Origin of the sequence: Silvimonas terrae, from assembly GCF_014202765.1 — a bacterium.
In the GTDB taxonomy this organism is placed as follows: domain Bacteria; phylum Pseudomonadota; class Gammaproteobacteria; order Burkholderiales; family Chitinibacteraceae; genus Silvimonas; species Silvimonas terrae.
In genome coordinates this window covers 148625-172617 of sequence record NZ_JACHHN010000008.1, presented here as the reverse complement: position 1 = coordinate 172617, position 23993 = coordinate 148625, and the positions used below count along the sequence as shown (strand labels likewise).

Here is a 23993-nt window from a genome sequence, read left to right as displayed (position 1 = left end):
GCGTGGCCGGGACCGCCAACCGGGGCAATGACGATGACTTCCAGACTGAAAATTGATTTTGTATCCGATGTGTCTTGCCCATGGTGCGCCATTGGGCTGAACGCGCTGGAGCGCGCGCTAGCGCAGATCGGGCCTGAGATTGAAACCGATCTCTATTTCCAGCCGTTTGAGCTGAACCCGCAAATGGTGCCGGAAGGCCAGGACATTGGCGAGCATCTGGCGCAGAAGTACGGTTCAACACCAGAGCAATCGGCCAAAAACCGCGAAGGCATTCGTGCCCGGGGTGAAGAAGTGGGCTTTGTGTTCAACATGGATAAGCGCGGCCGGATCTACAACACCTTTGATGCGCACCGCCTGTTGCACTGGGCGGGTGAAGAGGGCAAACAGCGCGAACTCAAGCACGCGCTGTTCAAGGCGTATTTCACCGACGGCCAGAACCCTGGCGATCACGCCTTGCTATTGCGCGTAGCCGGTGAAGTGGGCCTGGATACCGAACGCGCCCGGGCTATCCTGGCATCTGATGAATTTGCCAGCGATGTGCGCCAGGCGGAGTTGTTTTATCAGCAAAACGGTATTCATGCCGTGCCTGCGGTGATCATTAATGATCGACATCTGATTCAGGGCGGGCAACCGGTAGAGGTGTTTGAACAGGCTTTGCGGCAGATTGCGGCAGGGGCGTGAGGCTGCTTGGGCAGCCGGCTTTGTTCCACTGTCTTGTCATTCCTGCGGAGGCGAGAATCCAGCTACGCCACAGGCTAAGGCCCTGACCGCTTATCCTGCTCCACTGACTCTTCTCTGCTGACTCGTCATTCCTGCGGAAGCAGGAATCCAGTCCGGCCACCGCAGGTGGCCTTTGCGGAAAGGAGCCACTTCGTAGCCCGGATGAAGGGCGCGCCCCTCGGTGGGTGCCCCCACAAAGCCACTTGATGTACCAAATGGCGGTTGCAGCGGGGTGGCCGGGAATCCGGGGTAGCTGGCCTGGTTAAGATTGTGATGGGTGTTAGCGCCTGACGGCGCGGTGTTTTGATACCGGCGGTAGCCGGAGCACGTTACTTTCTTTGGGGCCGCCGAGGTGCTTCGCCAGCCTCGGCGGCCCCAAAGAAAGTAACCAAAGAAAAGGCGACCCTGCGACAGCGCCCTTCGGGTTCCCTACGCTTCTCGCAAGGCGCGGCGCTGCCAAAAGGGAGGCACGTCAAAAACAACAGCAACTTCAAAAACACCCCCAACCCCGCTGCCTGCAAGAAGCAGCAGACTCTGCTTCTCTCTCCTCTCTCGCAACGGAACAACCAAACCTACCGCGGCTCTTGCCCCGGTCGGTACATCCGGAACAGCATCTCTGGCTTGATCTCAAAATAATCCGCCGGGCCACCCCCACGTAAAACAGGGCTGGCCGCCGCCGTGTCGTACACCCCGTCTCGCAGCAGATGGCGGGCAATGTAAACGCCCACCACCTCCCCCAATACCAGCCAGGTATTGGTCTCGACCCCGCCGGCCGAGGCCAGCCGGATAATCTGGCTCACCCGGCATTCAAACGACACCGGGCTTTCGGCCACGCGGGGTACTTGCACCAGCTTTGAGGGTGCGGCGGTCAGCCCGGCCAGTTCAAATTCGTTCACCTCTGGTGGCACGGCAGCGCAGCTTTGGTTCATCTGTTCCGCCAGTTCACGCGTGGCCAGGTTCCAGCAGAACTCACCCGTCTGCTGGATATTGGCCAGCGTGTCTTTGGCGCCCACGCTGGCAAAGCCAATGATAGGTGGTGTGTAGTTGAAGGCGTTGAAAAAACTGTAGGGCGCCAGATTCAGCGTGCCATTGGCCGCGCGGGAAGAAATCCAGCCGATCGGGCGCGGGCCGACAATGGCATTGAAAGGGTCATGGGCCAGGCCGTGCCCGTCTTTCGGTTCGTAAAAATGACTATCCGCCTGCATGCGGCCTCCGACGGGCAAAGTGGGCGTTAACGATACACCTCCAACCCGCATATTGTGGTGTCCTGACGGCTTTTCCTGCGCCTGTCAGGGCAAAACAACACCCGCCTGCCGTGGCAGATTCCATATGAGTCGATTGTCATATACTCGTTGGAAAACAGGCGACCGGCGGTCAAGCCGGCATTCATCGCTCAGAGATAAATATCGTCCGCACTCGCTGCGAGACGATAAGGGGTCAGGGTTTCTGCGAGCAACGACTCCGCAGGAAACCAAAGGGGGAGTTTTGCATAAGCGTCTGGCTTTCAGCTTGATCACGCTGATCGCCATCATTGCCGTGGTCGGCCCGATCTTTGCCGCGCTCAGCATTGCCCGTTCACGCGGGCTGGAGGCGCAACAGGCCGAGGCCCTGAAACTGGCAACCAATGTACAAGTGCGGGCCGACAGCGTGGCAAAGCAGTTCTTTGACATGCACGATGCGCTCGTCAAAGCGCATGCCGACAATCCTTGCTCTGAAAACAGCATTGACCTGATGCGGCAACTGGCCTTCAGTTCCAGCTATCTGCGGGCGGTGGGTTTTGTGGCCGGCAACAGCCTGGTGTGCTCGTCGCTGGGCATTCAGGGCAACGGGTTGTCGATTGGCGAGCCGGATATGATCACCCCCAAGGGTGTGTCGATCCGCAAGGCGGTGCGCTTGCCCATTGCCACCGGCTTTGATGTGCGGATTTCCGAAAAAGACGGTTTTGCCGCCATCATGGCGCGCGACGTCGCCCTGGATATCGATACCCACACCGATGGCATGCTCAAGGGCGTGTTTTATCTCGGCGCCACCGAGCTTGTCACTTCCAACGGCAATATCAACCCGGCATGGCTGGAGCGGCTGGGTAGCGCGCAAAGCGCGTCCTTTCTGGATGGCGATTATGTGGTGGCCATGCGCCGGTCCGCGCAGTACAACCTGGTGGCGGTGGTGGCGACGCCGGTGGTGTATCTGACGCAAAACGTGCGCAAACTGGCGCTGGTGATGGTGCCGCTGGGTGCCGTGACCGCGCTGTTGCTCATCACGGTGCTGGCGTGGATTGCCCGACATCAGACCACCATGCAGACCATGATACGCACGGCGCTCAAGCGACATGAGTTTCATCTGGTCTATCAACCGGTGGTGGATTTGCATACCGGCCGCTGGGTGGGTGCGGAGGCGTTGATCCGCTGGCGGCGTATCAATGGGGAGATGATCCCGCCCGATATTTTCATCCCGGAGGCCGAGCGTGCCGGGCTGATCACCCAGATCACCGAGCGCGTGGTGGAACTGGTGACATACGACATCAATCACCATTTCAAAGCCTTCAAGGATTTTCACGTCGCCATCAACTTGTCAGCGGCGGATTTTGGCAGCGACCAGATTGTGGGGCTGTTGTACCGCTTGCTGCGCACCACCGGGCTCAAACCCGGTCAGTTGATCATTGAGGCCACTGAACGCGGACTGATCAATGCAGAAGAAGCCCGCCGCATTATCCGGGACATCCGCTCGCTGGACATCGGCGTCGCCATTGATGATTTTGGCACCGGTTACTCCAGCCTGTCTTACTTGACGACCCTGCAACTGGATTACCTGAAGATCGACAAATCCTTTACCGATACCATCGGCAAAGATGCCGCCGCCAGCCACGTGCCGGCGCATATCATCGCCATGGCGCGCTCGCTGCGCCTGCAGTGCATTGCGGAAGGGGTAGAAACAACCGAACAGGCCGAATTCTTGCGCATGCACGGCGTGCAATACGCCCAGGGCTGGCTGTTCTCACGCGCCATTCCCCCCGCAGAAATGGCCCAAAAACTGCGGTCGATGAAGTCGGTCATCCGCAAGATGGAAGACCTGGTCTAAGTGCGTCTTAGCGCCAACTCGCCAGGATATCGCGATACGTGCCGTTGGCCTGAATGGTGGCAAAGCCACGATCAAACAGTGCCAGACCGGTAGCGGCGTCCGGAAACTTGCGGGAAAACACGCAATAAAGCTGGGTTTCTGCACTGAGCCCCACCACTTTGACCTTGCCAGAGAATTCTTGCGGGTGTGTATCGATCAGATAGCGGGCCACTTTTTCAAACGCCAGTGCGTACTGCACGCGGCCTAGCGCCAGCATGCGAAAACTGTAGATGGTTTGATTGGTGACTTCGCGGGTGACTGTGACGTCACCATCAAAATCGCTGCCATATTCATAGCCGTTGGTCACGGCCACATGCTTGCCATGCAAGGCGGTGGGTCCAAGATCATGGTCCAGCGAGTCTGCGCGGGCATAAATCAGGGCCTTGCTGGTAAACATGGGGCGAGCTGGCCACAGAAAATCGCCTTCGTTTTCCCGGGTGCGGGAGGTATCAAAACACGCCTCCAGTTCACCGGTACGCACCATATGGACACAGCGCGCATAGGGCAAAGACACAAAGCGCACATCGACGCCACTGGCTGCAAACGCGGCCCGCACAATGTCTTCGGCCATGCCTTGCGCCTCACCCCCTACTTTGCCGGAATACGGATACCAGTCATCCTCCGCACCGACGACAATCGTCTGTGCCTGCGCGGGCAACAGGTAAAACGGTGATAGCAGCGCCAGCAGCAGCAACTCCCGCATGGCCAACATCCTTTCCAGTATTCTGCGGCTATGACAACAACATACCCATCAATATCAGACAAGACCTTGCTTGCGGCAAATGCTTGCGTGCGGCGCCATACATCAAAGAGACACCCATAAAAAAACCCGCTGGCGTCATGCCAGCGGGTTTGTCGAGCCCAACGACCCAATGATCAGGCCAGTTCAGGCGGGAGCTTGCCGCCGTTGGCAGCCAGCGCGCGGATCACGGCCTTGTGCAGCCAGATATTCATCGCTGCAGAATCAGCTTTGTCGCCGGTAAAACCCAGTTCATCGGCCAGCTGCTTGCGGTGTTCCAGGCTGCTATCCACGCCCAGCGCTTTCATCAGGTCGACAATCGATGTGCGCCAGTTCAGCGTCTGACCGCTTTCAGCCACGAGACGATCCATGACGGCGGCCACATCGACCACGACTGCGGGTGCAGCCGGTGCCGCTGGTGCGGCCACTTGCGCATCAGCCGCTGCGGCCGGGGCTTGTTCTTCTGGTTTGGCCTTGCCAAACAGTTTGCCAACGATATCGCTGAAAATGCCCATGGTTTGATCCTTTGATGATTTTGACGGTGAAAATTGCAGAGAAAAACTGCGGGAAAATTTAACCGGCGCGGGATGACGCCAGCTTGCTCATGGCAAACGCCAGCGCGGCGCTGCCCAGGGTCTGCACGAGTTCCGGGTGCTGGGCGTAAAAGCCGCTGACCATTTCAAGTACATTGGGCTGTGCCGCATGTGCTTCGGCCGCGATGGCCTGAGCGTCTTGTTCACTGAGCTGACCGGCTTGCTCTGGTGTGATCTGATTGGCACCCGCAGGCAGAATGCGCCCCAGCGCGCCGCCGGCAGCCTGGCTCAACAATTGCGGGCCCACTGCCGCCAGCAACTGGTTCATGAGACCGGCGCGCTGGACATTGCTGGACTGGCCGAATAACTGGCCAACCATATTGGCAAACGGCGGGGTTTGATCAGAACTGAACATGGCGGCCAGCCCCTGCCCCAGCAAACCCTGATCGGGCTGGGATTGCGAGCCACCCGCGACTTGTTTGATGACTTCATCCAGAAAACCCATTGCAACTCCTTATGCCATGGCAAAAATGGCGTCAGGGTAGCAAGCGCGTATCGGGGGACCTATCAGGTAAGTCTTGAAAGCACGGCCGGTTTTGTACAAACAAAAACCCGCCAGCGGACGCAGGCGGGTGATGGGCAAACAGGTGAGGCAAAGCGGTTTATTCCACCGGCACCCAGATTTCAAAACCGCCGTTTCCAGTGGCCGGATCAAATGACTGGCCGTACTTTTCAAAGTCTGGCGCTGCTGCATGACGCTCGCCCGATTCCGGCAGCCATTTGTTCCAGATGGTGTTGCACATGGTGTGGATGGCAGAGATATGCCCGCGCCAGGTAAACACGGCATAACGCCGCGCCGGAATATCCACTTGTACAAAGTCTTTGGGCAAGCCACTGGCGGCTTTGACCTCTACCCCGGCAATGTAATCAAACTGCTCGGCGTCTGCGGCCACGCATACACCATAGGCCGCCCCTTTGACTTCATGCGGCAAGGTGCCAATGAACTCGCCAAAGCGTCGCCACAATTCCGGAATATTGCCGACCGTTTCATAACTGAAACGCCCACCCAGACCGGCAATGGTCATGGCTTTGCTGGTTTCAAACCGGGGCGGCTCAAGTTCGAGATACTGCTGTTGCTGATCCATGCGCAAAGGCTCCGTCAGGTTAAGCCCAGAGAGGCTTGATCGCGCGCGCAAGGCCTCGGGGGTGATCCCGAATTCTTCATGAAACGCGCGGGTAAATGCCTCGTGAGATTGATAACCGGCACTCAGAGCGACATCCAGAATATTGTCCGCGCCCGCACTCAACTGCCGCGCCGCTTCTGACAAACGCCGCTCTCGCACGTAACGCATGACCGTATGCCCGGTCACCACGCCAAATACCCGGATCAGGCTGAAGCGGGACATCCCGCAGGCCTGGGCGAGGTAATCCAGCGTGAGGGTCGAGCCCAGGGCGGACTCTATCAGCCAGAGTGTTTTGCCGACCGGATTCATGGTTTCTCTCACGTTGCATGACCTCAATCTACCCAGGTTGGCGGGGGTGTATTTGATTGAAATTGCGGGCGCGGCGGTTGTTGCGCTGATTTATGTTAGCGCCTTGCGGCGTGGGGTTGGAAACGTTTGATAGCCGGGCTACCGGGAGCACGCCCCTTCCCCGGCAAGAGAAATAGCCAGGCTGTAGCCCGGATGGAGGCCGCCAGGCCGGGAATCCGGGGTAGCTGGCCTGGTTCATATTGTTGTCAGGTTTAGCGCCTTCGGCACGGGTTTGAAAAACATGTCATACCGGGGTGGCCGGTATCAAAACACCCGCGCCGTCAGGCGCTAACACACATTGCAATGGTGGATTGTCGCTGCCGCTCCGAATCCATCCGACAGCAAGCATCGCCACCCCGGATTCCCGCTATCGCTTCATCCGGGCTACGGCGTGGCACCGACCCACCGCGACAGCCCCGCCATCACCCCTTGCGCCGCTTCTTCCGGTAATGCTCAAACCGCTCTTTGGTCTTCTCATCCCCATGCTGACCAAAAGCATTATGACTCTCCAGCCACATCACATTGATGATGCCCGCTGCCAACGCCAGACCAAGGCCCAGAACCCAGGTGAAATACCACATGTTTGTTATTCCTTGTTCCGCTAATCCGGTTAATAGCTGGTGTGGGTTTCGGCGCGGATGCGCTCAACCGTGACCGGGCCGCGCATCACGCGGTAAACCCAGCTGGTGTACAGCATGATCAACGGCATGAAGATCACCGCCACGCCCAGCATGATGCCCAGCGTTTTATGGCTGGAGACCGCATCCCACACCGTCAGGCTGGAATGGGCATCCAGCGAAGACGGCAGCACAAACGGGAACAACGACCAGCCAGCGGTCAGGATGATGCCGATCAGGCTGAGCGAACTGCCCAGCAGCGTCAGCCAGCCCAGGTTGGCGCTCACGCACAGGATGGCGATGATGGCACCAATGACACCCAGCGCCGGCAACAGCCAGGTCAGCGGGTATTGCGCGTAGTTGGCCATCCAGCCGCCAGCCACCCACTCCACGGTTTTATCCAGTGGGCGCAATACATCATTGGGTGAACCCATGTGGGTCAGTTGCAAGCCGTTGCGTTGTGCCACCCAGACCCCACCAAGAATGAACAGGATGGCGGTCACCAGACCGGCCAGTTGCACGGCACGACGGGCCCGGGCGCGGATGATGCCTTCCGTTTTCAGATGCACATACGCACCGCCATGCAGGGTCAGCATGGCCACCGACACCAGCCCACAAAACACCGCAAACGGGTTCAACAGCGTGAAGAAGCCAGCATTGCCGTACAGCACGCGCATGGTTTCATCAAACTTGAAGTCCACACCGACAAACAGGTTGCCAAAGGCCACGCCAAAAATCAGGGACGGCACCAGACCACCGACAAACAAACCCCAGTCCCAGTTGTTGCGCCAGCGACGGCTGGGCAGTTTGCTGCGGTAATCAAAGCCGACCGGCCGCAGAAAGAGCGCAAACAAGGTCAGCATGAGCGCGATATACAGGACGGAAAATGCCGCCGCGTACACCAGCGGCCACGCGGCAAACAACGCGCCGCCGGCGGTGATTAGCCACGTCTGGTTGCCTTCCCATGTCGGGCCGATGGTGTTGATGACGACCCGGCGCTCGTCATCATTCTTGCCAATAAACGGCAGCAAAATGGCAGTGCCCAGATCCCAGCCACCCGTCAGGGCGAAGCCGATCAGCAGCACCCCCACCAGCGCCCACCAGATCAGTTTGAGTGTTTCGTAATCAAGCATGCTGGTTCCCCTGGGTCAGTTTCTTTTCACTGTGATAGCGGCCGGTATGCAGCGACGATGGGCCCAGCTTGATGTACTTGAGCATCAGGTACATCTCGATCACAAACAGCGCGCTGTAGATACCCACCAGACCAATCAGGCTGAAGTGCAACTGACCGGGTTCCAGTGCGGATGCAGACAGCATGGTCGGCAACACGCCCGAGATCGTCCACGGCTGGCGACCGTACTCCGCCACAAACCAGCCCAGTTCAATCGCCACCCACGGCAGCGGGATCGAGAACACGATCAACTTGAGCAGCCAGCGTTGCGGCGCCAGATTGCGCCGGGCCAGGAAATAGAACGACGCGGCAAAGATAAACAGGAACAGGAAGCCCAATCCGACCATGATGCGGAAAGAGAAGAACAACGGCAGCACTTGCGGAATGGTGTCATTGGCTGCCAGTTTGATCTGCTCCGGCGTGGCGTCAGTCACCTTGTCCGTGTACTTCTTGAGTAGCAGCCCAAAACCCAGGTCCAGCTTGTGCGCTTCAAATTGCTGTTTGACGGCGTCACTCTTGTCGCCCGCCAGCAATTTTTGCAGCGCGTCATACGCCACCATGCCGCTACGGATACGGCCTTCGTATTGCACCTTGAGGTCTTTCAGGCCGGTGACCTGTTTATCCACCGAGCGCGTGGCAATCAGCCCCAGTACGTACGGGATACGGATGGCGTAATCGGTACGCTCTTCTTTCTGGTTAGGAATGCCGATGGCCGTGAATGTGGCCGGCGCGGGCATGGTGTCCCATTCCGCCTCGATGGCCGCCAGTTTCACCTTTTGCACTTCACCAGACGTATAACCCGATTCATCCCCCAGCACGATCACCGACAAGACGGACGCCAGGCCAAAACCCGCCGCCACCGCAAACGAGCGGATGGCAAAACCGGTATCGCGTGCTTTCAACAGATACCAGGACGACACGCCCAGCACAAACATGGAGGCCGCGACATAACCCGCCGCCACCGTATGCACAAACTTGACCTGCGCCACCGGGTTGAAGAACACATCGACAATGCTGGTCAGCTCCATACGCATGGTTTCGTAGTTGAACTCTGCGCCTACCGGATTCTGCATCCAGCCATTGGCGATGAGGATCCACAGCGCCGACAGGTTGGAGCCGAGCGCCACCAGGAAGGTCACACCCAGATGCTGCACGCGGGAGAGCCGATCCCAGCCAAAGAAAAACAGGCCGACAAAGGTGGATTCCAGAAAGAACGCCATCATGCCTTCAATGGCCAGCGGCACGCCGAAGATATCGCCCACATAATGCGAGTAATACGCCCAGTTGGTGCCGAACTGGAATTCCATGGTGATCCCGGTGGTCACCCCCATGGCAAAGTTGATCCCGAAGAGCTTGCCCCAGAAGCGGGTCATGTCCTTGTAGACCTGCTGGTTGGTCATGACATACATGGATTCACAGATCACCAGAATCCAGCTCAGACCCAGCGTGAGCGGTACAAACAGAAAGTGGAACATGGCGGTTGAGCCGAACTGCAACCGTGACAGTGTCACCACGTCTTCGGCGAATATCATTTGGGGGTTTCTCCGGGAGTACGCAAAGCGGGGCTGGACGCGGCAACGCCCAGTATTTGTTGCCGCACCATGTCGGTGGGCATATTCATGTCTTTGGCGGCCGGATGCGCAAACCACGCATTCCAGGCCAGCCACAACAACGCGCACTTGACGATCAGCACGCCGGTGATTTCCAGCGCCAGACGCCGGTCAAAAGATGGCAACTGCATACTGCCGCTCCATGGCAGGTAGCACCTCGTGCTACCAGGGTATTGTCAGTCTAGACAGGCAAACGAGGATTTGCGGGCCGGAACGCGGCGCAAAGGCCGTCAGGCAGGTCAGCTCTCGGTGCGATCACCGCGTAGCCGGTCCGCCAAACCCAGTACCTTTTGCACCTTGCTGCCCAGACGCATCAGGTTCTCCAGCGTTTGCGGAGACAGCCGGTGAATCTCGTCGAACCAGCCTGTAGCCAGATCAATCAGCTCATGCATTTGCTGCATGCGCTCCTGGGCGTAGCGTTCCTGGTCATTGGTGGGGCTGACCAGCATGGCGTCGCGCAGCATGGAGAGCGTGGGGTCGATTTCGCGCTTTTTCTTTTCTTCCGCCAGGGTGCGGAAAATCTCCCACACGTCTTTGGGCGCTTCAAAGTATTCGCGCCGATCGCCCGGCAGGTGGCTCATGCGGCACAGGCGCCAGGATTGCAACTCCTTGAGGCCCATACTGACGTTGGAGCGGGAAAAACCCAGGGTCTCGCCGATCTCGTCGGCGTTGAGCGGGCGTTCTGAAATAAACAGGACGGCGTAGATCTGGCCGACGGTGCGATTCACGCCCCAGCGGCTGCCCATCTCGCCAAAATGCAGGATGAAGCGCTCGGTAAGCTCGGTAAGTTGCATGTTCTGGTCTGCCAGTGGGGCGCGGCACGTCTGCACCGTCGCTGTTTTTGGTTTTATATTGATTTGGTGTTTCTGGTATTTCTGAATTTTCACTAATTACTGAAAATTGTAAAACCAGGTTTGCGCAAGCGCAATATGTGTTTGGTATTTTTTCGGGAACTCTGGATTGCCATATCCCCCCCGGGGGGATACCATGCAAACATGAAACATACCGATCACCCGGAAATCCTCAACCGCTTGCGCCGCGCCGAAGGCCATCTGAAAACCATCATGCGCATGCTGGAAGAAGAACGTGCTTGCCTGGATATCGCCCAGCAACTGCAAGCGGTAGAGAAAGCCATTGCCAGTGCCAAGCGGCAACTGGTGCAAGACCATATCGATCATTGCCTTGAACACGCGGTGGATGCCGCCGGTGAAGCGGGCCAGCGCGAAGCACTGGACGAGTTCAAACAAATCGTCCGCTATCTTTGAGACCGACTGATGACATCCTCCTACCGCCCAGCCAGCCCCCCGCACCAGCATGGCGCCTCTTGCGGACATGACCACGCCGATCATGGCCACGCGCACGACAACCATGATCACGCGGGTCATGACCATCAAGGTCACGGCCATCATCACGATCATGACCACACCTTTGGCCATGCCCACGGTGTGACCGACCAGCGCCGGATTGCGGCGGCCTTTGTCATCATCGCCGCATTCATGGTGGTGGAAATTGTTGGCGGTATCTGGTCTGGTTCGCTCGCCCTCCTGGCGGATGCCGGGCATATGGTGTCCGACGCCGCAGCGCTGGGCTTTTCCTGGCTGGCTTTGCACATTGGCAAGCGCCCGGCCAACGCGCGGCTGACCTTTGGCTATAAACGCCTGGAAATCCTGGCGGCATTTGTGAACGGCTGCGCGCTGTTTGTCGTGGCGGCGTGGATTTTGTATGAAGCCATCGTGCGTTTCGCCCAACCGGTACCCATCTTGTCCGGCCCGATGTTATGGGTTGCCGGGATCGGGCTGGCCGCCAACATTGCCGCGTTCTATGTGCTCAACGGGGGCAACCAGGAAAACCTGAACATGCGCAGCGCCTGGCTGCACGTGCTGGGCGACATGCTGGGTTCTGTGGCGGCCATTATTGCGGCGCTGGTCATCCGCTTTACCGGCTGGACGCCGATCGACCCTTTGTTGTCCGTGCTGGTCGCCCTGCTGATCCTGAAAAGCGCCTGGCAGATTGTCAAAGCCACCACGCATATCCTGCTGGAAGGCACACCGCCCAATCTGCAACTGACCGACATCAAGGCCGATCTGGAACAGCATATTGAGGGCGTGACCGATATCCACCACATCCACGCCTGGGCCATGACGGCGGAACAACTGGTGGTAACACTGCACGCCGTCGCTGAACCGGGTGCGGATCAGGCGGCCATTGTCACGCGCATTCAGCAACGGCTGGCGCAAGAATTCAACGTGGGGCACGTCACCGTGCAAATGGAAACCGCAGATTGCGTTGATCAATTCCACCAGTTTGAGTCAGACAAGGCCCAGTGCCACTGACCTTGCCCGGGACTGTGCTGCCCTATCAGCCATGACACTGCGCTAGCCAGCACTGCTGCGCTGCGGCAAGATCACGGCATGGATCGTATCAACGCTGGAGAAACCCAATGATCGTACTCGTAACCGGCGCCAGCATCGGCATCGGCGAAGCCACCGCTCGCCGCTTCCTGGATGAAGGCCACAAGGTCATTGCTGCCGCCCGCAGCACCGACGCCCTGGCTGTTCTGGCCAGCCAATACCCCGGCAAAGTGCATGCGCTGACCCTGGACGTGACCGACAACGCCGCCGTCATTACCGCGCTGGCTGGCTTGCCGGCAGAATTTGCCGATATTGATGTGCTGGTCAACAACGCCGGCCTGGCGCTGGGTCTGGAACCGGCGCAACGCGCTGACCTGACCGACTGGGAACGCATGATCGACACCAACATCAAGGGTCTGATGTATGTCACCCGCGCGGTGCTGCCGGGGATGGTAGCGCGTGATCGTGGCGCCATCGTCAACCTGGGTTCTGTGGCCGGCCGCTGGCCCTATCCGGGTGGCAACGTCTACGGGGCCACCAAGGCGTTTGTGCGCCAGTTCTCGCTGAACCTGCGCGCCGACCTGCTGGGCACGCGCGTACGGGTGACGGATGTAGAGCCGGGCATGGTCGGCGGCACGACATTCTCCAATGTGCGGTTTCATGGCGATGATGAACGCGCAGCAACGGTCTACAACGGCACTGAACCGCTGACCCCGCACGATATTGCGGATGCCATTTACTGGATTGCCTCGCGGCCGGATCGCGTGAACATCAACACGATCGAGATCATGCCGGTGCGGCAGTCGTTTGGCGGGCTGGTGATTGATCGGGATCGCCGTTGAGGTTGGCTTTGTCAGTGGAGTAACAAAAAACCGGCCTTGCGCCGGTTTTTTGTTGAGGTGCAGGATTGAGCGTTGCTGCCAAAGCAGGGTGAGGCGACGCCATATGGGCAAGAGCCCGCCTGCAATGCTTGCAAAGAAATGGGCACTCATCGTGCTCCACTGACTCGTCATTCCCGCGGAGGCGGGAATCCAGCCGTGCTGCGGGCCGGAGCCTCAAATGCTGTCCTTCCCCACTGACTCGTCATTCCGGCCTTGAGCCGGAATCCAGCGGGCCGCCGCAGGTGGCCTTTGCAATGCGGGCAGTAGGGTGGATTCGGAGCGAAGCGACAATCCACCATTGCGATGTGTTAGCGCCTTCGGCGCGGATGTGAAAAGCATTTTGATACCGGCGGTGGCCGGAGCACCCTACTTTCTTTGCTTCGCCAAAGAAAGTAGGCAAAGAAAGGCGACCCCAGCCCTGCGGCCCTCCGGGCTGCCCTCAGTCGGTCGGGAGCCTAAGGTCTCCCTCCACTCCCTCGGCGCTGGGCTTTGATGGGGAAGGAAAGTCAAAAACAACCCCAACTTCCACTTCAACAGCAACGGCAACAACCACAGCCACAGCCACAGCCACAGCCACAGCCACAGCCACAGCCACAGCCACAGCCACAGCCAAATGTAACTCCCGCTGGCTCGATCCATTCGCTTGCTTCCAACAAAAAACCCGGCCTGGTGCCGGGTTTTTTGTTCAAACAAACATCACCAGTTATACCTGGTCATCTGCGAGCTGTTCACAAAGTAGTAATCGCCCACAAACACATACTGCTGGTTTTTGTCGAGGAAGTCTTTGGGCGGCGGCGGCAAGGGCACGGAGCGCTGCAGAATCAGTTTGCATTTGGGGCCGAGTGCTGCGGGGCCGTCGACGTCCAGCACGGTGATGTTAAACGTCTTGCCATCCGCGCTCAGAGCGCCACGGAAATGCACGCGACCAAACATGGGGTTGTCGTGTTCGTCATGCGGGAAATTCATCTGCCCCACACGTTCTACCTTGCGCTTGATGGCATCAAACCACCAGCCGTACTGGAAGCGCTTGACCGGGTCAGTGGTCTGCTCGGTTTGCGCGCCCAGTTCAGGCCCGGAGTCATCCGGGCTGACTTGTTGTGGCGGCAAATCAGACAGGTGATGCAGCAACTGGCCGGGTTTGGGTGGCGGCCCGGAGCGGTGGTTGAGTGCGTCATCCAGCCCGCCACCCATGGTGATTTCACGTGGCGGCGTCTGATCCGGCGCGGTTTTGGGGGCCGGGGCAGAGGCCACACGGGGGGCTTCTTTGCGGCGCGGCTTGGGCGGGGGGGCGACGTAATCCGGCTTTTCTGTAGCCGGCACCGTGCGTGTAAGCACCGGCGGCTGCTTTTGCACCTCGGCCTGGGCGACCTTGGGCGTGGGGCGTGGCAAGAGCTGCATCTGGAACGGCGCTTCCTGTTTGGCAGCAGCGGCGTTCACTTGTTTGGGCGGCATTTTCGGGATCAGCAAGACCGAGACATGCAGCAAGATGGCCAGTAAAAAGGCCAGTGCCAGCACATCAAGGTTGATGGTCAGAATGCCGTCTTTATATGAGAGGTACTTGACTGACAAGAATCTTCAACTTGAACAAAAGTTAATCCCCGCCCCATTAACGGGGAACCGGCAGCGCCTGGACGCCCTCTTGGGCTGCCGGCAAGCCGCACAGTTTTACCCTGAGGCGCGGCGACAATCAAACAGTTTATGTATCGACCATGTAGCCGGCCGATCACGAGGGTCTTCGCGTGTAACGCAGTACTGGCGCGCCGCGACGACAGACCAGGGGTTTTCTTTTACCAAAACGCGCTGGTCAGCGGCTCCACACTGTTTGGTCTTTCTGGAAGTTGGCGTACATCAGCAAGAGAATCTGGCCGTTTTCGTCCCAGATATCGTGGCTGGCCGGCCCGAACGGCGCGGCGCGGCGCACCAGCAGCAGCACAGCGTCGTCCAGCTCCGGGTTACCGGAAGACATGATGACTTCACTCTCGGCCAGTGAACCATCCCTGCCGTTGATCAACAGGCGCAATCGCACGCGGCCATACAGGGCGTCGCCATTGCTGTTGCGCGGGAAGCTCATCTTGCCGTACTGCTCAATGCGCCGGCGAACCTGCGTGCCTTCCCAGAAGTTGTAGATCGCCCGCGTGACCGAATCGCGCTGGGCGCGCACGTAGCCTTCTTCCTGCGGATTCTTGCCCCCTGTGGGTGGGCGCATCACTGGCATGTTGATGGAGGGCAAACGCAGATCCAGCGGCGGTTTGACCACCTGACCCGGGCCATTGCCGCTGCCGCTAGCGCTGCTATTGCTCTTGGCTCCCGCCCCGCCGTTGTTCTTGCCGCCGCCCACATTCGGACCAGGCAAGGCAGGCAGTGCACTCTTGCCGCCCTGATTGCCGGCCAGCCCCGTTGTCGGCAGCGGGGTAACGGGCATGTTGAGCACCGGCACCGCCGTGGGCACGGGCGTCAGTGCCGCTACGGGCGCTGGCGCGTGGGTGGGCGGTACCACCGTAGGCCGGGCGGTGGGGATTGCGGTCGGTGCGGGTGTCGCTGTCGGCGCAGTTGTCGGCACCGCGGTGGGTGCCGGTGTTGGCTGCGGTGTTGCGACCGGTGTCGGCAGCGGGGTCGCCACGGGCGTGGGTACTGGTGTTGGTGCGGGCGTTGGCGCGGTGGTTGGCACCGGCGTTGGATGCGGTGTCGGCGTCGCCACCGGTGTGGGCACAGGCGTGGGCGTCGGCGTTGGCGTTGGCGCCTGCGTCGGGACAGGCGTCGGTTCTGGCGTCACCTCGGGTGTCGGTGTCGGGCTGGCCTCGGCGGCCGGGGCCGAAGCCGGCGCTACGGCAGAAGCTTTGGCGTGACGCTCACGATGCCGCCCCACACGGGTTACTGGCGGCGGGGCCACGACCGGTTTTTCCTGCGCGCGGGTTGGCACGCTGATCACGGCCTGGGTATCGGCTTCCTCGGGCGCGGTTTCGCCTTGCGGATTGGGGGTTTCGGCTTGCGGTGGCGGGGTGACTTCAACAGGCGGCGGCGGTGCGGGTTGCAACTGGACTTGCAACGGCATGATGCTGGCAAAAAAACGGGCACCACCCCCCGAAAACGTGAACGGGATCAACAAGGTTGCCAGATGCAACAGGACAGACAGTACCAGTGCAAACCAGGTCAGCCGCCGCTGTGATCTCAATTGGTCCTCGCTGTGTCAGGCCGGGGCACGGGCCGGCTCTCGTTCCGGTGGTTATAGTGGATTGATACAGGATGTGGAAAGGTACACTAGTCTGGCACTTTGCGCGCGCCTGGCGCGCCTGCATCAAACCCGGAGTTTACCCATGATTGAGGCTGACGAAACCGCAATCCGCAACTTATGTGCCCGCTGGCTCAGTGCTACTGCAGCGGGCGATCACGCCGCCGTGCTCGAATTGATGACCGATGATGTGGTATTCATCACGCCCGGCCGGCCACCCATGATGGGCAAGGCCGCGTTTGCAGCCTTGCAGCCGCCCGCCGGCGTTCGCATCGCGGCCGTGCAGGAAATCGCCGAGGTGGTGATCTGTGCCGATCTGGCCTTTAGCCGCAGCCACCTGCAAGTGACTGTCAGCAGCCCGCAACTGGCACAGCCAGTGAGCCGTAGCGGACATACACTGACGGTTTATCAACGCCAGGCCGATGGCCAATGGCGTGTGTTGCGGGACGCCAACACGCTCCTGCTGGATGCCGCCAGCGGCGCGCCATTGCAGGCCTGAGCACACGTAACAACGCCACCGGCCTGGGGCACGGTGGCGTTGGGTAGAACAACGATCATCCAGCCATCAGGCCATGATCAGGCCAGATGTTCCGCCAGGAACTCCAGCACGCGGCCGTGGGCCAGCAATGCGGCATTCTGGTGGTACATCGGGCGGCCCCAGCAGTTAAAGCCGTGATCTGCGTTCTCGTAGATATAGACTTCGGTCTCTTCGCGATCGCCCAACTCATCAATCACGGCCTGGCGCACGTCTTTACCGATGTGCGTATCCAGCCCGCCAAAGTGGAACTGCATGGGTGCCTTGAGCTTGGCGGCATCGCCCATGACGGTGTTAATGGCACCTGGGTAATACGCCACGCCAGCGGCAACATCCGGGCTGTTGGCGGCGGTCAGGAAAGACAAACGCCCGCCCATGCAGTACCCCACCGTTGCGATCTTGCCGGTGACTTCCGGCTGCGCCTTGAGCGTGCTGACTGCACCAACCAGATCTTTCACTGCGGCAGGTTGATCCAGACCCTGCATCAGGCCGTAAGCCTGCTTGGTGCCCGGCTCATCGTAATTGAGATCAACGCGCGGGGTCTGGCGCCAGAACACATCCGGCGCCAGCACCACAAAGCCGTCTGCGGCGTATTGGTCCGCCACTTTGCGGATATGGTCGTTCACACCCCAGATTTCCTGAATCAGCACCAGACCGGGGCCCTTGCCGGTGGGCGGCAGCGAAAGATAGCCACCAAAGGTTTCACCTGTCGAACTTGTAATATCGATCCAGCGAGAGGTCATGTTGTACTCCGTTACTTGAAGGTTCTGAGGGATGCAACTGCGCTGGCGCAGACATTGGGCCGACCGGTCGGTTTACAAGGGCGCAGGCCGCCGTTTTTTTGCCAGCCAGCCATCCAGCGCCCGGCCAAAGGATTGCTTGTCTGCGGCCGAGAAACTCGCCGGCCCGCCGGTTTGCACGCCAGAATCCCGCAGACCCTGCATGAAATCACGCATGGATAAACGCTCTGCAATATTGGCCAGACTCAAGGTCTCGCCGCGCGGATCGATCACGTCTGCACCGTTGGGGATCACTGCAGCGGCCAGCGGAATATCCGCCGTGATCACCAGATCACCCGCCTGCGCACGGGCAGCAATTTCATTATCGGCCACATCAAAGCCAGCCGGCACTTGCACGGCATTGATCCAGGGGGACGGTGGCACGCTTAATAGTTGATTGGCGACCAGGGTCACCTGGATTTGCGCGCGATCTGCCGCACGGAACAGCATTTCTTTAACCGGTCTGGGGCAGGCATCCGCATCGACCCAGATGCGCGAGCCCGTGGCGGAAGAAGTGGGGGAAGAATGGGTGGAAGATGTCGTCATCGGCGGAGCATATAAAATAAAAGGGCGGCCAGCCAGCAGGTTATTCCCTGCCGCAGGCCGCCTTGTCCGTGTCGCGATACAACGATGAAGCGCGTCGGGATGCCTTACGCTGATCCCATATGGGCCAGATTAATGGCATCCAGCAATTTGTGGCGGGCGGCTTCAATTTCACCGTCATCGCCAGAATCACACGCTTGCGCCAGGGCGTTGTAGGTATCCGCCCAGACTTCCCTGATTTGCGCGTGATGCGTTTCAAATTGCTCGTAGACGTAATCGAGCGCCGCTTCCACGGTGTCGATCGCCTGCCCGCCTGCTTCTGACGTGGTCACTGGTTGTTGCAATCTGGTCATTTCAAAAACCCCCCAGGCATTTGCCATCATTGCTGACCGGCCCATGCAAACGCCCCTGTGTTGTAAGCTCTGACACGGCTGACCGGCGAGCCCTTTTTGTGCTACTGCGCTACACAAACTAATCAGGACATTTGCATGAATCAAGTATCCGCCAGCGCCAGACGGCAGGCCGCCCGGCCTGCAATCGATACCATTTGTGCGGTATGCCCCTTCCCGCCGGTCAACGCAGGCGTCAGCATCGCGTTTTTCCTGCGTTGCCGGAAGATTTGTGCGTTCGTCGTCTGACAACGGCAGGCCCCCGGATAACCGATCAACGGCAGGCCAGAATGTTGCGCAACGACGACGCGCTACAGATGGGATACAAAACCGCCGCCTGACGTTCATCTTCAGGTGGCATAGTAAGCAAAGCGGCTAATAATGAGAGATGTGATCCGATTACCGCTGCAATCAAGCTCCTGTTTTCCAGACTGCAAGCACACTGCATTGAGGATTTTCATGAACACCAGATCCGGTTACATCAAGCGCCTTGGCGTTGTGTTACTGGCCGTACCCTGCCTTGCGCACGCCGTTCTGGGTGGCGCACCGACGTCCGCCAGTACCGCACAAAGCAAGTTCAAGGCTTCCGTCAAAGCTGGCGCCAGCGTGAGCAGCAACGCGGCGTTTACCGTCAACACGCTGGAAACCAGTCAGGGCACCACCATTACCGAGTACATCGGCACCGACGGCAACGTGTTTGCCGTGAGCTGGCAAGGCCCGCAATTACCTGATCTGAATGCGCTGCTGGGCAGCTATTTTCCGCAACTGGTCAGCAATAACACCACGCGCCATGCCGGTCATACGCCCAATCTCGTCAACAACAGTGATCTGGTCGTGCAATCGGGTGGCCGACCCCTGGCGTATCGTGGCCGGGCCTGGGTGCCAGCCATGCTGCCAGCCGGCGTAACCACCGATCAAATCCAGTAATTCAGGAGCACACAATGCGGTACTTCTTGCTGGCTTGTCTGACCAGCCTTTATTTGCTGCTGGTGGGTTGCAACGGTGCGGCTGATGGCTCGAACCTGATCAACCCGACCTCGACCCCCACCCCAACCTCCGCGCCGATCTCTGGCACCAACGTGGCAGCACTGGTGGTAGATAGCGGCCCTGCGGGCGCCACAGGCGTGGTCAATATTCCTTATGTCACGGTCAAGGTTTGCGTACCGGGTAGCACCACCTGCGTGACGGTCGATCATGTGCTGGTCGATACCGGCTCTACCGGTTTGCGCTTGATGTCCAGCGCACTGGGCGGCCTGGCATTGCCGGTGCAGAACACCCCGACTGGCGCCAGTATTCCGGGTGTCCCAACGGCAGAGTGCTACAAGTTTGCCGATGGCTTTATCTGGGGTTCGGTCGCCAAGGCAGACCTGACCATTGGGGGCGAGAGTGCCAGCGGCGTGCAACTGCAGGTGATTGGCGATAGCAATTTCCCGACCGTTCCGACCGGTTGCAGCAGTGGCGGCACCAACGAAGGCACGGTGGCTGATTTTGGCGCTAACGGGGTCATCGGCGTCGCCAATATCGTGCACGATTGCGGTGACACCAGTAACGTCTGCGCCACAACGGCCAACCCTGATTTCTACTACGCCTGCGCCAGCGGCAGCACCTGCCAGCCGACGAGTATGCCGACGGCCAACCAGGTGGTGAATCCGGTGACCTTGTTTGCCACCGACAACAACGGCGTGATGATTGTCATGCCGGCGGTAGGTTCATCCGGCGCAGTGACGGCAACGGGTTCGCTGGTGTTTGGTATTGGCACGCAAAGCAACAACGCGTTGAGCGGTGTGACCCAATACCCGACCAGCATCGTGGGTGATGTGTATATAGGCGTGAACACCGTCAGCGGCATGGGTTTCTTTGATACGGGCTCCAATTTGCTTTTCCTGCCCTCTTCCGTGGCGGCTGCTTGCCCGTCTGGCACCAACTCGGCCGGGCCGGATTTCTTCTGCCCGACCACCACCGTCAATCCGGTCATTGCCATTGCGGGCTACAACAGCAGCATGTCACCCTCTTCGAGCATCACGTTGAGCATTGCCAGCGCCAACACGCTGTTTGCCAGCAACAACAGAGCCTTTAGCAATGTGGGCGGCCCTAATTCCTTGTCTGAAATCGATCTGGGCTTCCCGTTCAACTACGGCCGCAGCTTCTATCTGGGCTTTAACACGAACACCAGCACCAACACCGCCACACCAGGTTATGTGGCGTTCTAGGCTTGCTGGCTGATTGATCGCCACAAAAATGCCGCCCCTTCGTTGGGCGGCATTTTCTTTTGGGCACCGTGGCGTCGATCCCACACTTGTAAGCTGACGACCGTCGCGACTTTCCCGCCGTCCGGGTTGCGCTGCGCCCCCTGACCACTTATGCCGATATAATAGCGTGCCTGTTAACGTTACCGGCCGCGGGCGCCGGTAATAACGCAGGTGAAAGCCGCACAACGACCCGCCAGCACCGGGCGTGGCCGTCGAATCAAAGCTTCCAAGGATAAATAAATATGAAGGCGCTGTGGTTGGGTCTGCTGGCCCTGATTTCCCTGTCGGCACTTGCCGCCGAACCGGGTATCACTGAGAACGAAATCGTACTGGGCCAATCGGCCGCCCTCTCCGGCCCGGCGGCCGAACTGGGCAAAGGCGTGAACCGTGGCGCCAAAGCGTATTTTGACTATGTGAACGCCCACGGCGGCGTGAACGGTCGCAAGATCAAACTGATTGCGCTGGACGACGGCTATGAGCCGGATCGGGCCGCCGCCAATACCCAAAAGCTCATCAAGGAACAGCAAGTCTTTGCGCTGTTCGGTTATGTGGGCACCCCGACGTCCAATGCCTCGCTGCCGCTGATCAATCAGAACAGCGTGCCATTCATTGCCCCGTTTACCGGCGCTGACAGCCTGCGCAACCCGCTGAACAAGAACATTTTCAACGTGCGCGCCGGTTACCGGGACGAAGCCGCTGAAATTGCCGAAGGCATGAAGAAGATGGGCATGTCGACCATCAACATCTTCTACCAGAACGACGCCTACGGTCAGGCCGGCCTGAAAGCCATGCAAGAGGCCTCGCTCAAATACGGCATCAAGATCAACGCCACCGCCACCGTGCAACGTAACAGTGTTGACGTCGCCAAAGCGGTCGATGAACTGGTGGTCAAGAGCCCGGCCAACGCCGTGTTCATGGTCACCGCGTATAAATCCAGCGCCGCCTTCATTACCGCCGCGCGCAGCCGCAACTACATCGGCCCGTTCTACAACGTGTCTTTTGTGGGGACCGAAGCGCTGGTGCATGAACTCAAGAACGACGGCTCTGGCGTGATCGTCTCCCAAGTGATGCCGACCCCGTACAACCCCACCCGCCCGATCACCATTGATTATGTGAAAGCGCTGAGCGCCGCCGGGATCAACGATGTGGATTACCCCAGCCTGGAAGGCTACATCGGCGCCCGCGTGCTGGTAGAAGGCCTCAAACGTGCCGGCAAGGGCCTGACCCGTGAAAAACTGGTCAGCGCACTGGAAAGCCTGGGCGACTACGACCTGGGCGGCTACCGCGTGAAGTTCTCCCCCACCAATCACAATGGTTCCACCTATGTGGATTTGACCGTGGTGGATCATGACGGGCGGATTCATAGCTGAGGCTGTGAGATGCTGGTTGATGAATAAAAAGCCGCCCTTTGGGGCGGTTTTTTATTGGACACATCTTATGGACAATGCTTTATCGGATGCCGCCTATCCCGATTAAAAGATAGTGAAGGTTTGATGCAGATTGAGTTATGTGCAGCTAGCAATAACATCCGCAGCACCGTAGCCCGGATGAAGGCCCATCGGGCCGGGAATCCGGGGCAATGCAAGCAAGTACGCACATAGATGCACTGCCACCCCGGATTCTCGCTACGCTTCATCCGGGCTACGACGCCGAAACAGTCCTCACTTTGACGAGGCCCCCTCACTTGCTAATGCAGCACCGTAGCCCGGATGAAGGCCCGTCGGGCCGGGAATCCGGGGGCAATGCAAGCAAGTACGCACATAGATGCACTGCCACCCCGGATTCTCGCTACGCTTCATCCGGGCTACGACACTGAAACAGTCCTCACTTTGGCGAGGCCCCCTCAATTGCTAATGCAGCACCGTAGCCCGGATGAAGGCCCGTCGGGCCGGGAATCCGGGGGCAATGCAAGCAAGTACGCACATAGGCGCACTGCCACCCCGGATTCTCGCTACGCTTCATCCGGGCTACGACACCAAAGCGGCATTAATGCAGCGCATCCAGACCGTTATGCACGTTCTGAATCTGGTGCCGGATTGGTTCCAGCAAATGCCGCACTGCCTCAATCGATAGCGATGACGGTATGGCTTGATCCAGTGCCGTAAACAGCATGTCCATGGCCTCGATCAGTTGATTCAGGTGATGGGTTTGCTGCATCACCGCCGCATCCATCCCGTCGCAATGTTCATCCAGTGCCAGCAAGGTGCTAACGAGCGTAGTCTGGCCGCTGTCTGCCGCTTGTTGCATGGCTTCCAGCGTCAGCGCTTTGCGCAGGGCGAAGGTAAACGGGGCGAGTGGGAAGGCGTTCATGATCGGCCTCCGCGTAGGTCTGCGGCCCTGAAACCGCCATGCATGGCGCGGCTGGCATCCAGACTGGCGGCAAAGCAGAGTACGGCGTGGCCGAAAAGCGGGTGGCGGAAGGATCGGGTACGGCGGAGCGGATTGCGGATACACCGGGGTGGCGCGGGAATTCCTTGGGGAGCGTGCATGATGTGGACTCCTACTTGGTCGTTAGAGCCCCGCACCCCATCGTCAAATGAGGTGGCGGAACCGGACGAGGTTGACGAACCGGCAAGTAGGCAACCGGTAGACCCGAAGGTCTCCCCGCCCGGCCCGCCGTAGATACGGACGTGCCAAAGCGAACCAATGAGCGCAAAAAAAGCCACATCAAGTGTGATTGCAGTCATCGGCCTACTAGAACCGGGTCGTCAAACCCGACCGCGTTGTTACACGCGGCGCAGCCATCTTGCCTAGCGCTGGCGTTGTGCCACATCGGGTTGATCCGATTTAGGAGTGGGCCTTACGCAATCACCCTGGTATTTGATCATGATCAACCGGGCTTGCCTAAGTAAATATGCCGTCGGGGTCGAAGGGGAGCTCTATAAAAAGCGCCTATGCCAGCGCGGCAACCCCGGATTCTCGCTTTGCTTCATCCGGGCTACGGCGTGGTATTTGCGGATGGCGTAGCTGGATTCCGGCGGTCGCCGGAATGACGTAG

The 23993-nt window shown here is 59.3% G+C and carries 26 protein-coding genes; 10 read left to right on the top strand and 16 right to left on the bottom strand.

Annotated elements, in window-relative coordinates; all coding sequences use genetic code 11:
- The first annotated feature begins 33 nt into the window (after positions 1 to 33).
- On the top strand, positions 34 to 681 hold the full coding sequence (locus HNQ50_RS17735; RefSeq protein ID WP_184102538.1) for a DsbA family oxidoreductase: 648 nt from the start codon (positions 34 to 36) through the stop codon (positions 679 to 681).
- Positions 682 to 1292: 611 nt separating this feature from the next.
- Here the strand turns inward: HNQ50_RS17735 and HNQ50_RS17730 are convergent.
- Positions 1293 to 1925, bottom strand: coding sequence for a flavin reductase family protein (locus HNQ50_RS17730; RefSeq protein WP_184102537.1), 633 nt, complete (start codon positions 1923 to 1925; stop codon positions 1293 to 1295).
- A 280-nt stretch (positions 1926 to 2205) separates the two neighbouring features.
- Between HNQ50_RS17730 and HNQ50_RS17725 the strand changes: the two genes are divergently transcribed.
- The gene (locus HNQ50_RS17725) at positions 2206 to 3798 is read left to right on the top strand and encodes an EAL domain-containing protein (protein ID WP_184102536.1); all 1593 of its coding nucleotides are present in this window, start codon (positions 2206 to 2208) and stop codon (positions 3796 to 3798) included.
- Between the two features lie 7 nt (positions 3799 to 3805).
- Here the strand turns inward: HNQ50_RS17725 and HNQ50_RS17720 are convergent, their stop codons facing one another.
- The 9 genes from HNQ50_RS17720 to HNQ50_RS17680 all read right to left on the bottom strand — a co-directional run bounded on the left by HNQ50_RS17720 (position 3806) and on the right by HNQ50_RS17680 (position 10833).
- Entirely contained in the window at positions 3806 to 4540 is a 735-nt protein-coding gene (locus HNQ50_RS17720) for a substrate-binding periplasmic protein (RefSeq protein WP_184102535.1), read from the bottom strand.
- A gap of 173 nt (positions 4541 to 4713) precedes the next feature.
- The gene (locus HNQ50_RS17715) at positions 4714 to 5091 is read right to left on the bottom strand and encodes a DUF3597 domain-containing protein (RefSeq protein ID WP_184102534.1); all 378 of its coding nucleotides are present in this window, start codon (positions 5089 to 5091) and stop codon (positions 4714 to 4716) included.
- A gap of 58 nt (positions 5092 to 5149) precedes the next feature.
- Complete coding sequence (locus HNQ50_RS17710) at positions 5150 to 5614, bottom strand: hypothetical protein (RefSeq protein ID WP_184102533.1); 465 nt, start codon at positions 5612 to 5614, stop codon at positions 5150 to 5152.
- Positions 5615 to 5771: 157 nt separating this feature from the next.
- Positions 5772 to 6614, bottom strand: a complete 843-nt coding sequence (locus HNQ50_RS17705) for an AraC family transcriptional regulator (protein ID WP_221303242.1) — start codon at positions 6612 to 6614, stop codon at positions 5772 to 5774.
- Positions 6615 to 7063: 449 nt separating this feature from the next.
- A complete protein-coding gene (gene cydX / locus HNQ50_RS22565; protein WP_184102532.1) occupies positions 7064 to 7222 on the bottom strand; it encodes a cytochrome bd-I oxidase subunit CydX in 159 nt (52 codons plus the stop codon).
- A 29-nt stretch (positions 7223 to 7251) separates the two neighbouring features.
- Positions 7252 to 8391 carry a cytochrome d ubiquinol oxidase subunit II gene (gene cydB, locus HNQ50_RS17695; RefSeq protein ID WP_184102531.1) on the bottom strand — a complete coding sequence of 380 codons (1140 nt, stop codon included), beginning with the start codon at positions 8389 to 8391 and terminating at the stop codon, positions 7252 to 7254.
- The gene (locus tag HNQ50_RS17690; RefSeq protein WP_184102530.1) at positions 8384 to 9961 is read right to left on the bottom strand and encodes a cytochrome ubiquinol oxidase subunit I; all 1578 of its coding nucleotides are present in this window, start codon (positions 9959 to 9961) and stop codon (positions 8384 to 8386) included. The genes cydB and HNQ50_RS17690 overlap by 8 nt, the downstream gene beginning before the upstream one ends.
- Positions 9958 to 10170, bottom strand: coding sequence for a cytochrome oxidase putative small subunit CydP (gene cydP, locus HNQ50_RS17685; protein ID WP_184102529.1), 213 nt, complete (start codon positions 10168 to 10170; stop codon positions 9958 to 9960). Before cydP ends, HNQ50_RS17690 begins: the two co-directional genes overlap by 4 nt.
- Before the next feature lie 108 nt (positions 10171 to 10278).
- The gene (locus HNQ50_RS17680) at positions 10279 to 10833 is read right to left on the bottom strand and encodes a GbsR/MarR family transcriptional regulator (protein WP_184102528.1); all 555 of its coding nucleotides are present in this window, start codon (positions 10831 to 10833) and stop codon (positions 10279 to 10281) included.
- Between the two features lie 201 nt (positions 10834 to 11034).
- Between HNQ50_RS17680 and HNQ50_RS17675 the strand changes: the two genes are divergently transcribed.
- The 4 genes from HNQ50_RS17675 to HNQ50_RS17665 all read left to right on the top strand — a co-directional run bounded on the left by HNQ50_RS17675 (position 11035) and on the right by HNQ50_RS17665 (position 13232).
- On the top strand, positions 11035 to 11304 hold the full coding sequence (locus HNQ50_RS17675; protein ID WP_184102527.1) for a metal-sensing transcriptional repressor: 270 nt from the start codon (positions 11035 to 11037) through the stop codon (positions 11302 to 11304).
- A gap of 49 nt (positions 11305 to 11353) precedes the next feature.
- A complete protein-coding gene (locus tag HNQ50_RS22405) occupies positions 11354 to 11488 on the top strand; it encodes a hypothetical protein (protein WP_281386219.1) in 135 nt (44 codons plus the stop codon).
- The gene (locus HNQ50_RS17670) at positions 11485 to 12372 is read left to right on the top strand and encodes a cation diffusion facilitator family transporter (RefSeq protein WP_221303241.1); all 888 of its coding nucleotides are present in this window, start codon (positions 11485 to 11487) and stop codon (positions 12370 to 12372) included. The genes HNQ50_RS22405 and HNQ50_RS17670 overlap by 4 nt, the downstream gene beginning before the upstream one ends.
- A 107-nt stretch (positions 12373 to 12479) precedes the next feature.
- Positions 12480 to 13232 (top strand): SDR family oxidoreductase, encoded by a 753-nt coding sequence (locus HNQ50_RS17665; protein WP_184102525.1) that lies wholly within the window; start codon positions 12480 to 12482, stop codon positions 13230 to 13232.
- Between the two features lie 735 nt (positions 13233 to 13967).
- Here HNQ50_RS17665 and HNQ50_RS17660 read toward each other — a convergent pair.
- Both HNQ50_RS17660 and HNQ50_RS17655 read right to left on the bottom strand, forming a co-directional pair.
- A complete protein-coding gene (locus HNQ50_RS17660; protein ID WP_184102524.1) occupies positions 13968 to 14840 on the bottom strand; it encodes a hypothetical protein in 873 nt (290 codons plus the stop codon).
- Between the two features lie 235 nt (positions 14841 to 15075).
- Positions 15076 to 16443: a cell envelope integrity TolA family protein gene (locus HNQ50_RS17655; RefSeq protein WP_184102523.1), complete on the bottom strand. Its 1368-nt coding sequence runs from the start codon at positions 16441 to 16443 to the stop codon at positions 15076 to 15078.
- A gap of 142 nt (positions 16444 to 16585) precedes the next feature.
- Between HNQ50_RS17655 and HNQ50_RS17650 the strand changes: the two genes are divergently transcribed.
- Entirely contained in the window at positions 16586 to 16999 is a 414-nt protein-coding gene (locus HNQ50_RS17650) for a YybH family protein (protein ID WP_221303240.1), read from the top strand.
- Positions 17000 to 17076: 77 nt separating this feature from the next.
- Here HNQ50_RS17650 and HNQ50_RS17645 read toward each other — a convergent pair whose 3' ends face one another.
- The 3 genes from HNQ50_RS17645 to HNQ50_RS17635 all read right to left on the bottom strand — a co-directional run bounded on the left by HNQ50_RS17645 (position 17077) and on the right by HNQ50_RS17635 (position 18710).
- Positions 17077 to 17778: a dienelactone hydrolase family protein gene (locus tag HNQ50_RS17645; protein WP_184102522.1), complete on the bottom strand. Its 702-nt coding sequence runs from the start codon at positions 17776 to 17778 to the stop codon at positions 17077 to 17079.
- Between the two features lie 72 nt (positions 17779 to 17850).
- Complete coding sequence (locus HNQ50_RS17640) at positions 17851 to 18360, bottom strand: YaiI/YqxD family protein (protein ID WP_184102521.1); 510 nt, start codon at positions 18358 to 18360, stop codon at positions 17851 to 17853.
- A gap of 104 nt (positions 18361 to 18464) precedes the next feature.
- A complete protein-coding gene (locus HNQ50_RS17635) occupies positions 18465 to 18710 on the bottom strand; it encodes a hypothetical protein (protein WP_184102520.1) in 246 nt (81 codons plus the stop codon).
- A 495-nt stretch (positions 18711 to 19205) separates the two neighbouring features.
- Here HNQ50_RS17635 and HNQ50_RS17630 point away from each other — a divergent pair, with 495 nt between their 5' ends.
- From HNQ50_RS17630 to HNQ50_RS17620, 3 genes are all read left to right on the top strand, one after another.
- Positions 19206 to 19673, top strand: coding sequence for a DUF2844 domain-containing protein (locus HNQ50_RS17630; RefSeq protein WP_184102519.1), 468 nt, complete (start codon positions 19206 to 19208; stop codon positions 19671 to 19673).
- A 14-nt stretch (positions 19674 to 19687) separates the two neighbouring features.
- Positions 19688 to 20956 (top strand): DUF3443 family protein, encoded by a 1269-nt coding sequence (locus tag HNQ50_RS17625; RefSeq protein WP_184102518.1) that lies wholly within the window; start codon positions 19688 to 19690, stop codon positions 20954 to 20956.
- A gap of 281 nt (positions 20957 to 21237) precedes the next feature.
- Complete coding sequence (locus HNQ50_RS17620) at positions 21238 to 22365, top strand: ABC transporter substrate-binding protein (protein ID WP_184102517.1); 1128 nt, start codon at positions 21238 to 21240, stop codon at positions 22363 to 22365.
- A gap of 616 nt (positions 22366 to 22981) precedes the next feature.
- Here the strand turns inward: HNQ50_RS17620 and HNQ50_RS17615 are convergent.
- Positions 22982 to 23305: a hypothetical protein gene (locus HNQ50_RS17615; RefSeq protein WP_184102516.1), complete on the bottom strand. Its 324-nt coding sequence runs from the start codon at positions 23303 to 23305 to the stop codon at positions 22982 to 22984.
- Between the last annotated feature and the right edge of the window lie 688 nt (positions 23306 to 23993).

Bases quoted from the DNA above. Each gene is read 5' to 3' on its own strand.
- HNQ50_RS17735 (WP_184102538.1), top strand. From the start codon at position 34: ATGACTTCCAGACTGAAAATTGATTTTGTATCCGATGTGTCTTGCCCA.
- HNQ50_RS17730 (WP_184102537.1), bottom strand. From the start codon at position 1,925: ATGCAGGCGGATAGTCATTTTTACGAACCGAAAGACGGGCACGGCCTG.
- HNQ50_RS17720 (WP_184102535.1), bottom strand. From the start codon at position 4,540: ATGCGGGAGTTGCTGCTGCTGGCGCTGCTATCACCGTTTTACCTGTTG.
- HNQ50_RS17715 (WP_184102534.1), bottom strand. From the start codon at position 5,091: ATGGGCATTTTCAGCGATATCGTTGGCAAACTGTTTGGCAAGGCCAAA.
- HNQ50_RS17710 (WP_184102533.1), bottom strand. From the start codon at position 5,614: ATGGGTTTTCTGGATGAAGTCATCAAACAAGTCGCGGGTGGCTCGCAA.
- cydX (WP_184102532.1), bottom strand. From the start codon at position 7,222: ATGTGGTATTTCACCTGGGTTCTGGGCCTTGGTCTGGCGTTGGCAGCG.
- cydB (WP_184102531.1), bottom strand. From the start codon at position 8,391: ATGCTTGATTACGAAACACTCAAACTGATCTGGTGGGCGCTGGTGGGG.
- HNQ50_RS17690 (WP_184102530.1), bottom strand. From the start codon at position 9,961: ATGATATTCGCCGAAGACGTGGTGACACTGTCACGGTTGCAGTTCGGC.
- cydP (WP_184102529.1), bottom strand. From the start codon at position 10,170: ATGCAGTTGCCATCTTTTGACCGGCGTCTGGCGCTGGAAATCACCGGC.
- HNQ50_RS17680 (WP_184102528.1), bottom strand. From the start codon at position 10,833: ATGCAACTTACCGAGCTTACCGAGCGCTTCATCCTGCATTTTGGCGAG.
- HNQ50_RS17675 (WP_184102527.1), top strand. From the start codon at position 11,035: ATGAAACATACCGATCACCCGGAAATCCTCAACCGCTTGCGCCGCGCC.
- HNQ50_RS22405 (WP_281386219.1), top strand. From the start codon at position 11,354: ATGGCGCCTCTTGCGGACATGACCACGCCGATCATGGCCACGCGCACG.
- HNQ50_RS17665 (WP_184102525.1), top strand. From the start codon at position 12,480: ATGATCGTACTCGTAACCGGCGCCAGCATCGGCATCGGCGAAGCCACC.
- HNQ50_RS17650 (WP_221303240.1), top strand. From the start codon at position 16,586: ATGATTGAGGCTGACGAAACCGCAATCCGCAACTTATGTGCCCGCTGG.
- HNQ50_RS17645 (WP_184102522.1), bottom strand. From the start codon at position 17,778: ATGACCTCTCGCTGGATCGATATTACAAGTTCGACAGGTGAAACCTTT.
- HNQ50_RS17640 (WP_184102521.1), bottom strand. From the start codon at position 18,360: ATGACGACATCTTCCACCCATTCTTCCCCCACTTCTTCCGCCACGGGC.
- HNQ50_RS17635 (WP_184102520.1), bottom strand. From the start codon at position 18,710: ATGACCAGATTGCAACAACCAGTGACCACGTCAGAAGCAGGCGGGCAG.
- HNQ50_RS17630 (WP_184102519.1), top strand. From the start codon at position 19,206: ATGAACACCAGATCCGGTTACATCAAGCGCCTTGGCGTTGTGTTACTG.
- HNQ50_RS17625 (WP_184102518.1), top strand. From the start codon at position 19,688: ATGCGGTACTTCTTGCTGGCTTGTCTGACCAGCCTTTATTTGCTGCTG.
- HNQ50_RS17620 (WP_184102517.1), top strand. From the start codon at position 21,238: ATGAAGGCGCTGTGGTTGGGTCTGCTGGCCCTGATTTCCCTGTCGGCA.
- HNQ50_RS17615 (WP_184102516.1), bottom strand. From the start codon at position 23,305: ATGAACGCCTTCCCACTCGCCCCGTTTACCTTCGCCCTGCGCAAAGCG.